This window comes from Legionella hackeliae (assembly GCF_000953655.1).
GTDB lineage: Bacteria > Pseudomonadota > Gammaproteobacteria > Legionellales > Legionellaceae > Tatlockia > Tatlockia hackeliae.
In genome coordinates this window covers 2,736,250-2,745,292 of sequence record NZ_LN681225.1, presented here as the reverse complement: position 1 = coordinate 2,745,292, position 9,043 = coordinate 2,736,250, and the positions used below count along the sequence as shown (strand labels likewise).

Genomic DNA, 9,043 nt, shown 5'->3' with positions numbered 1-9,043 from the left:
CATGAGCCAATTAAAAGATAGTAACAAGGAAGATTATATCGTTCTTGTAAACGATGAAGGACAATACTCTATATGGCCAAAGCATAAAAAAATACCGCTTGGCTGGCGATCAAGTGATAAGGAGGGTGTTCGCGAAGATTGTTTAAAATATATTGCTGAGGCTTGGATAGATATGACGCCAAACTCTTTACGTAAAAGAATTAACAGATTAAGTTAATTAAAATTTATCAGGGCAAAATCATAGTTTAGTTATATAATTTAAATTTGATCTATTACCGCCTATAAAGCATCTGTACTGATAAACATATTTAAAGAGTAAGCACACTATGAATTTTATAGAAAACTATGTCTTGCAATAATCTCAGATTACTATGATATTGCCCTGGAAAATATAAGTCTGTTTATTGAAAAAGTGGATAAGTGGATGGCATTTCGAAATATTAGTCTATTAATTACTGTTTTGTTATTAAGTATAAATGCTGGCATAGTGCTTCCATTGATACCCCCTCTTTTTTTTAATGAATTTCACGGATTATTTGTGTCCGGAACTGAGCGTGATTACAGATATTTTTTTTATGGATTGTCAATAGCTGCATTTGGGATAGGTACACTTTTTGGAGATATGTTTTGGGGTATTTGTTCAGACAAAATTGGACGCAGGAAAGGTTTATTTATCTCTTTAAACAGCTTATCTATCGGCTATGCAGTATCTGCTGTAAGTATTTTATATGCAAGTATAACGCTATTTATTTTTTCCCGTCTATGCGTTGGTTTTGCTAGTGGTGCTATTGTAATTGCAACTGCAGCTATACTTGAACAAAGAACCGAAATAGACAAACCTTATTATGCAAGATGGATAAGTATAATGAGTGGCGGAGGTTTTTTCCTAGGGCCACTTATTTCAGGGACTCTGCCCTCAATATTTTCGAGTTTCTCAAATAGAGGTTTTTCTTATTGTGTTCCTTTCATTCTAACCGCCACATTTAGCCTCTTAACTTCATTGTTTGTTTTTTTTTCATTCAGATCTAGTAAGCACTGTTATCAACTGGCTTCACCAGCCGTATTCATAAAACTTATCAGGATTGATTTTTTTAAATCGAAAATTATTGCAAATATTATTTTTATCTTTTTTCTTTTTGAGCTGTCGTGGTTTATTTTTTTCAATTCAATAGGATTACTTTTGACCGAAAAGAAAGGTTTTAGTGCCTTAGATATAGGTTTTTTTATTTCAACTATGGTTTTATGTTACCTTGGATTTCTACTAACTATCTACCCTATTTTATTGAAAAAGCTGAGTAAACTTAAGATTTTTTATTTCGGTTTAGTTGCTATGTTTTTCTCGTATCCAATGCTTACAATTGCTGAAAATAAAGTTGCATTTTATTTATCATCTATTCTCCTAGTGACAAATACAGGTATGTTACACTCTCTTTTTTTGTGCATCTTTTCAGATAATGCAGGACAAGAAGGTCAGGGCAAGGTTATGGGTATAATGAATGTTACCAGTGCCTTATCTTATTTGATGGCGGCCCTGATAATAGGCTATGCGGGAAATATATCGTTATCTATTTTATTTTTTACTGCAGGTTTTTTTATTTTTATAATTCTATTAAGATTAAAAAATTTGAAATTCGTGTTGATATGACGTGGTCACTCGTTTGTCTTTTTACATCGAGTCAAACCTAACGTAGACATCTGACCACCGCAGTTAAGAGAAAATGCACTTAGTTGAAGAAAATAATGACAATAAGAAAGAAATACCCAAAGAATTTAAACTTGATTCAATTAGCACATTCTATGGATAAAAGGACATAAAGAGCAGGGATGGACAAGCGTTTCGAGAGAATGGTAAGTTAACAGCAGAGGGATTACCCAAGAAAATAAGCACCTGAAAATGGAAAAGGGAATCTTAAAATACCGGCGGTCTTTTTTGCTCAAGAAACGAAATAAAATATTCGTTTGTTGCCCCAAAATAAGAAGATCTCGCCAGTTGGCTTAAGGAATCAACTACTTTGTATTACAAGACATGGCTATTAATATTATCAGAAACGTCAACGAGATAGGCCAGATGTTCCTGAACATTAGGAACTTGTTGGATGGGTAAAAACACGCAATTGAAATTGTTGCTAAAAAAGAATTAACTAGCAGCTGGTGAAACGAAAAGTAGATTTTTAAGGTGATAATAAGATGCAGAAGAAAGAAAATGATTTTGGCCTATATCCCTGCAATCAATTCATTAAAGCAGTACTTATTGCAAGCTGCTTCTTATCGCATCAATCCATCGCTTCAACCATGGGACCGACTCTTGAAATTAGTCACCCCTGGTCGGTGACAGGAAGTATTGGCTATACGGTATATGAGGATATGTTCCGAGCCGATGGTGAAACGGCTTTAGGCCGCTTTGCCATTGGCCGTGATGTATACACTGGCAATTCTTTGACCTGGGGACTTGAGTTAGGTGTGCAAAGTGGTAATACCATGCGTTATTTTCCATCGCCTGCGGCGATTGACGGGCTTGGCGGTCTTCCAATCCAAACGACGGTAAAGCCGATGCTTGATGCGCTGGTGACTATAAAAACGGCTTCTTTCGACACAATCCCCATTTTTTTCTCACTAAAAGGAGGGATTGCCTATCGCCGCTGGCAATTTAATGACCGTGACAGCATTAACGATAAATCGCAAATTGCCGGTGAAGTGCAGGCGGGTGTGGGTGGCTTTATCAGTGAGCGGGTAAACCTGAGTTTGTCTTACCAAGGTATTTTTGGCAGCAATCCTGATTTTCGCTTCAATGCCGACAGTGCTACCGGTCGCGTGTCTAATATCCCTGTACAAAATGGTGTATTGCTTGGTTTAACCGTTACTGTATAACGTTTGGATAAGGAATTCCTCATGAATAAGAAACAATACTTCGTTGTTTTAGGCTTGGCTTTCTCACTCTCTGCAGGTTATGCTGCCAATCCGGCCTCGAAAGAATACGTGGACGCAAAAGTGACTCAATTGCAATCACAAATTGCTGCGATTCCTTCCGGGAAACAGGGTCCTGCGGGACCACAGGGTCCAGCAGGTGCTGATGGTGTTGGAGGAATAACGACAGGAAGTTCTAGCATTTCTGTGACTGGCGCTGGTTCTGCGGTTGACCCCTATGTGGTCGCCATACCCAGCACCATTGGAACTGCTTACGGTGGCGGAAAAATTGCATGTACGACGGCTACTGGCGGAATAAAAAACCTGATTGCAGCAACAGCCGATAATTCGACTGGTGTACAATGGAGTCAAACAACTAACATCGCAGTTCCCAATCCTAAAGCCACTTCAGACACCAATGGTCGCTCCAATACCCTAGCTGCCTATACGCAAAACACAACCGCTACATCGGCGATTCAAATTTGCTATGAGCTAAACCAGGGCGGCTATCAGGATTGGTACTTACCAGCCAAAGATGAGTTAAATTGCTTATTTCAAAACAGGGTTGCTATTGGCGGTTTTGACAATGTCGGCTACTGGAGTTCTACCGAGAGCTTTGTGGATGTCGCGAGGTTCCAGGACTTCAGCGATGGCGGCCTGAGCTTCGCACTTAAGAGCAACACTCGACGTGTTCGGTGTGTACGGGCTTTTACCCCGTAAACTCTTTATCCCTTTTCTTTTGAGGCGGTTTCTCTGCCTCAAGGTTTAAAGACGAATGATTTAGATTTTGGTGAATGGCTTTCTATACAGAGTTACCGTTTACAAGGATAGTTACCAGTTAGTGTTAAAGGTATTTGAGGTAACCCGCGATTTTTCAAGGGAATACAGATACACACTAGGCCAGGATATGAAACGCGATGCTCTTCATTTGCTTCGTTGCATTCACCGAGCCAACAAGCATCAAAACCGGGCAGAGCCCCCGGAAGTGTTTTTAGGTGAGCTGAATTATTAAATCAGAAATCCGCCTGTGTGTTGAGATGAAATTTTTATCGCTTAAAAAAGAGATCACAATAAGTGAACTCTTGGCTCGCTTAGGTAAGCAGCACCGAATGATGTAATACCACCTGAAAGCCAGAATCATGAATGTTACGGCATTCATGAGCGAGCATGTTTTTGTTTAGAAGCGCTAAAGGGACTGCGGCTAGCAGTTTTCATGTTTGCACCCCGAGCTGTGTGCAGACCTTAATAATCTTACTGCGAAAGACGGATACTAATTTGTTCAATTAATATCTGCTAACGAAGAGCTGTTAAGTATGGTAAGGCAATTAATAAATACCTTAAGGAATTAAAATCGTTGGTAATCCCCCCGCTTTTAACTGGAGGCAAAAGTAGAAGATTAGGCCACAAGAGCTAATTTTTGTCTTAGAGGAATCCCTTCAATAGCAGTATTTGGGCGTTCATTGTTGTACGTCCATAGCCATTGTGTCGCATGAAGTTGTACTTCAGCAATACTTTCAAATAGATATTGGCTTAACCATCCATACCTAACCGCACGATTATACCGAATCGTATGGAAATAGCCTTATGTGTCACCGTCTTTTTCGCCAACTCTCTTCGGCGCGACGGTATTACCACTTTTTTCCAATAGTCTCTTTGAGTATTTCTGCTTTAAGCCGCTCCTCTGCATACATCTTTTAAGACGGCTATTTTCCGCCTCAAGCTCTCTTAAGCGTGACATCATCAAGGTATTCATCCCGCCAAATTTGGGCGCCATTTATAAAATGTTGTGGCACTAATAACATGTTCACGGCAAAGTTCTGAAACAGGACTACCGCCCTCAGCTTGTTTTAAGATCGATAGGATTTGGCTGTCTGTAAATTTGATCTTTTCATGAAGAATCTCCTTCGTCATAGGTTACGAGAAAATTCTACTTTCCAGATCAGTTATTTTTCGGGGGCATTACCGGTTCCCCGGCCATCTGTTTTGTAATTGGAAACCATCCTTAGGAACTTGTTGGATGGGTAAAAACACGCAATTGAAATTGTTGCTAAAAAAGAATTAACTAGCAGCTGGTGAAACGAAAAGTAGATTTTTAAGGTGATAATAAGATGCAGAAGAAAGAAAATGATTTTGGCCTATATCCCTGCAATCAATTCATTAAAGCAGTACTTATTGCAAGCTGCTTCTTATCGCATCAATCCATCGCTTCAACCATGGGACCGACTCTTGAAATTAGTCACCCCTGGTCGGTGACAGGAAGTATTGGCTATACGGTATATGAGGATATGTTCCGAGCCGATGGTGAAACGGCTTTAGGCCGCTTTGCCATTGGCCGTGATGTATACACTGGCAATTCTTTGACCTGGGGACTTGAGTTAGGTGTGCAAAGTGGTAATACCATGCGTTATTTTCCATCGCCTGCGGCGATTGACGGGCTTGGCGGTCTTCCAATCCAAACGACGGTAAAGCCGATGCTTGATGCGCTGGTGACTATAAAAACGGCTTCTTTCGACACAATCCCCATTTTTTTCTCACTAAAAGGAGGGATTGCCTATCGCCGCTGGCAATTTAATGACCGTGACAGCATTAACGATAAATCGCAAATTGCCGGTGAAGTGCAGGCGGGTGTGGGTGGCTTTATCAGTGAGCGGGTAAACCTGAGTTTGTCTTACCAAGGTATTTTTGGCAGCAATCCTGATTTTCGCTTCAATGCCGACAGTGCTACCGGTCGCGTGTCTAATATCCCTGTACAAAATGGTGTATTGCTTGGTTTAACCGTTACTGTATAACGTTTGGATAAGGAATTCCTCATGAATAAGAAACAATACTTCGTTGTTTTAGGCTTGGCTTTCTCACTCTCTGCAGGTTATGCTGCCAATCCGGCCTCGAAAGAATACGTGGACGCAAAAGTGACTCAATTGCAATCACAAATTGCTGCGATTCCTTCCGGGAAACAGGGTCCTGCGGGACCACAGGGTCCAGCAGGTGCTGATGGTGCCACGGGTCCAGCAGGTCCAGCAGGTCCTCAAGGCCCAGCAGGTGCTGATGGTGCCACGGGTCCAGTGGGTCCTGCGGGACCACAGGGTCCAGCAGGTGCTGATGGCGCCACGGGTCCAGCAGGTCCAGCAGGCCCTCAAGGCCCAGCAGGTGCTGATGGTGTTGGAGGAATCACGACAGGAAGTTCTAGCATTTCTGTGACTGGCGCTGGTTCTGCGGTTGACCCGTATACGGTATCAGTACTGGCTTTTAATCCCGCCATAGGAACTGATTACGGCGGCGGTAAAGTAGCATGCACGACAGCTACTGGCGGAGTAAAAAACTTGATTGCAACAACAGCCGATGATTCGACGGTTGCGCCATGGAGTCAAACAACTAAAGCTACAGTTTCTCCTAGAGCGACTTCAAACACCGATGGTTGGTCGAATACCATTAATGCATATGCGCAAGACCCAAACTCTACATCGGCGATTCAAATTTGCTCTGCTTTAACTACAGGAGGCTTTCGGGATTGGTACTTACCAGCTAAGGATGAGTTAAATTGCTTATTTCAAAACAGGGTTTCCATCGGCGATTTTGACAGCGCGACCTACTGGAGTTCTACGGAGAACAGTGAGGGCATGGCTTGGTCTCAGTTCTTCGCCAATGGCTACCAGAAGGATGTCGAGAAGTCCCTCCAATACAGAGTCTGTTGTGTCCGGACTTTTTAACCCTTACCCCTTTTCTTTTGAGTCAGCTTAGCTGCCTCTTATAAAAACCGCATTACGGTGAGACTTAATATTTTACAGTTTAATAATGGCGCTATATCGAGTTGCGGTTTATGGGGACGCATATCTTTTACATTAAAGGTCTTTGAGATAAAGAAAGATTTTTCATGTCAATACAAATACAGCGGATACCAAGACAACTCAGGACTTTTTAAACCGGTAGATGTTGCTAAAATAATTGAAGAAACAAAGAATTAAAAATGCTTAGCTCGCCTTGAGCAGGAGAATCGTAATAAAAAAAGCGGCGTCTTTCGCAAGGAACTCGATTAAAATTCAGTTTGATAAAAGAGTTTAGCATTCAATTCTGTAGCCCGAATGTCTAGGTTATAGTCAAACCGGGGAATAGGGTGAGCTGAGCCTATTTCAATATGTTGAGAGCTATTTTAATCAGCAAAGTATTCATTCTGCCCTTTACTATAAATCTCGATTTGCTTTTGAATGTAAGAGTAACGGCTTCTCTGTAATTGCTTGCGCATCATTTTTATTCGATTTTACGTAACGCTTACAAACTGAAGCAACATTAGTTTACTCTTGTTCATGTGCCTGAAATACTGGAAACCAACTAGGCAAGCAAAGGTTTTAGAGATCTAATCTGTAAGTTTTCTACTGCTTAAACGTTTTGTTAAGACAAGGTTCCCCGGCCATCTTTTTTGTAATTGAAAACCATTCCTTGACCTTAACTCAGAATCGTTATGTACGGATTAATTTGCACAGTTGTTACTTCAACGCGTCCATTATCTTCGGATAGGTCTTTTTTAATGACGATATGCAATAAACCATCTTTTAATGTTGCTAATACATGTTGATTGGCAGTTACACTGGGGAGAGTAAATTGACGAAAGAAACCGGTTCGTGAGCGTTCGCTAAACCAGACATGATGTCTCTCTCGATCCTCACTGAAGTTTTCGCTGTTAGAATGCGAAGGATGACCTTTTACTGTTAAGGTGAGTCGATCGAACGTAATAAAAAGTCGGTCTGAAGAGCATCCGGGAACGTCCATGAAAAACTCATACGAGTCAGTTCCTTCCACAAAGTCTGTTCTTGGGGTTGTATAAGTGAACTGAAAGCGACTATTTAGCGGCCACATTCCAGCTGAAGACCAATCATTTGAAATTGGAAAACCAGAGCGTGTTGAGCCAGTTGATGATATTTGGGGTTCACTGCCGAAGAAAGAGGTCAATCCTAAATTTCTATAAAAAGGGTAAGAATCGCTTTGTAAATTAAACATGATGTATGTCCCTATAAATTAGTAATTAATTAGTAACAGCTTAGAAAGCATAGTCCGAAAAAGCTACGATGTAATTGGGTACAATTGCCCATTTGTTGTCAAGTTGTAATGGGTTATATATAAATTGTGCATTATAAGAAATATGGCGAAGTCGATTCTGGGTTTGTTAAAAGAATTTAAAATGAGGTTGTATTGGTTGTCTCATTTTTAAAAGAGTATGGGGGGGTCGTTTTTTGCCTTTAATTTCTAGTTATTCCAAATCAACTGCCGCTGACTGCGTACTATTTTCACATAATAAATTCGTTTTTACTTTGCAAGGAACGCATATGAAGTATCGTTTATTTCTTTCTATAGCAACAGCCAGTGTGTTGGGAAGCACAGCCTTTGCCGGCACCATGGGCCCTGTTTATCCCTCCAAAGACTGGACCTGGGTTGGTTCTGTGAGTGCGGGCCCCGTTTGGGCAAGAGGCGGTGAGACACAGACTTTTTATTTGGCGCCAGAGAGTGAAAAGACCTATGCGGCCAGAAAATCGACTAATGCCATTGCCTCGGGTGAACTGTTTGTTGGCCTACAAAAAGCATTGGCTTCTCAATGGCTGGGGCAACTGGGATTAGCAGCTGCAGCTACTGGCAATGCCAAACTTCAGGGTGTGATATGGGATGATGCCGACCCTCAATTTGATAATTACAGCTACCAATACAAAGTACGAAACACTCGCATAGCGCTAAAAGGCAAACTGTTGCTTGATAAAGGCTACTGGGTCATGCCCTGGGTGAGCGCAAGTCTTGGGGTGGGGTTTAACCGCGCTCATGATTTTACGAATGCGCCTTTGATTTTTGAAGCCTTACCCAATTCCAACTTTACAAGCCACACAAAAACCGCGTTCACCTATACGTTGGGTGCTGGGTTGCAAAAATCCATCAGCGAGCATTGGCAATTGGGGGTTGGTTATGAGTTTGCTGACTGGGGTAAAAGCGAACTGGGTCGCGCTTTAGGGCAGACCATGAATTCAGGGTTAGCCCTTAATCACCTCCACACCAATGGGGTGTTGTTTAATCTCACTTACATCGCATAAGGACAAAGGCCATGCTTCGATACAGCAACACAATTTTTTTGAAGAGAATACTGGCTTTCTTGTGGTTAGGA

The 9,043-nt window shown here is 41.5% G+C and carries 9 protein-coding genes and 1 pseudogene; 7 read left to right on the top strand and 3 right to left on the bottom strand.

The genetic code is table 11. The features are described from left to right. Position 1: 1 nt before the first annotated feature. The 4 genes from LHA_RS12115 (at position 2) to LHA_RS16200 (ending at position 3,624) form a co-directional block, all read left to right on the top strand. Positions 2-217: an MbtH family protein gene (locus LHA_RS12115; protein WP_045106772.1), complete on the top strand. Its 216-nt coding sequence runs from the start codon at positions 2-4 to the stop codon at positions 215-217. A 207-nt stretch (positions 218-424) separates the two neighbouring features. Further along, positions 425-1,645, top strand: coding sequence for an MFS transporter (locus LHA_RS12110; protein ID WP_045106771.1), 1,221 nt, complete (start codon positions 425-427; stop codon positions 1,643-1,645). A gap of 542 nt (positions 1,646-2,187) precedes the next feature. After that, a complete protein-coding gene (locus LHA_RS12105; RefSeq protein ID WP_052673717.1) occupies positions 2,188-2,868 on the top strand; it encodes a hypothetical protein in 681 nt (226 codons plus the stop codon). A 21-nt stretch (positions 2,869-2,889) separates the two neighbouring features. Further along, complete coding sequence (locus tag LHA_RS16200; protein WP_052673718.1) at positions 2,890-3,624, top strand: Lcl C-terminal domain-containing protein; 735 nt, start codon at positions 2,890-2,892, stop codon at positions 3,622-3,624. 676 nt (positions 3,625-4,300) lie between these two features. Here LHA_RS16200 and LHA_RS17370 read toward each other — a convergent pair. Next, positions 4,301-4,414, bottom strand: a complete 114-nt coding sequence (locus LHA_RS17370; protein WP_231862011.1) for an integrase core domain-containing protein — start codon at positions 4,412-4,414, stop codon at positions 4,301-4,303. Positions 4,415-4,470: 56 nt separating this feature from the next. Further along, positions 4,471-4,815: pseudogene (locus tag LHA_RS16640) on the bottom strand (transposase); the annotation flags it as partial. Between the two features lie 197 nt (positions 4,816-5,012). Between LHA_RS16640 and LHA_RS12090 the strand changes: the two are divergent. Next, positions 5,013-5,693, top strand: a complete 681-nt coding sequence (locus LHA_RS12090) for a hypothetical protein (protein WP_052673717.1) — start codon at positions 5,013-5,015, stop codon at positions 5,691-5,693. A gap of 21 nt (positions 5,694-5,714) precedes the next feature. Further along, positions 5,715-6,611 carry an Lcl domain-containing protein gene (locus LHA_RS16195; protein WP_052673716.1) on the top strand — a complete coding sequence of 299 codons (897 nt, stop codon included), beginning with the start codon at positions 5,715-5,717 and terminating at the stop codon, positions 6,609-6,611. 733 nt (positions 6,612-7,344) lie between these two features. On the opposite strand, the gene LHA_RS12080 is transcribed toward LHA_RS16195, so the two are convergent. Then, entirely contained in the window at positions 7,345-7,896 is a 552-nt protein-coding gene (locus LHA_RS12080) for an Hsp20/alpha crystallin family protein (protein ID WP_045106769.1), read from the bottom strand. A 326-nt stretch (positions 7,897-8,222) separates the two neighbouring features. Between LHA_RS12080 and LHA_RS12075 the strand changes: the two genes are divergently transcribed. Next, a complete protein-coding gene (locus tag LHA_RS12075) occupies positions 8,223-8,972 on the top strand; it encodes an outer membrane protein (RefSeq protein WP_045106765.1) in 750 nt (249 codons plus the stop codon). The last annotated feature ends 71 nt before the right edge of the window (positions 8,973-9,043 follow it).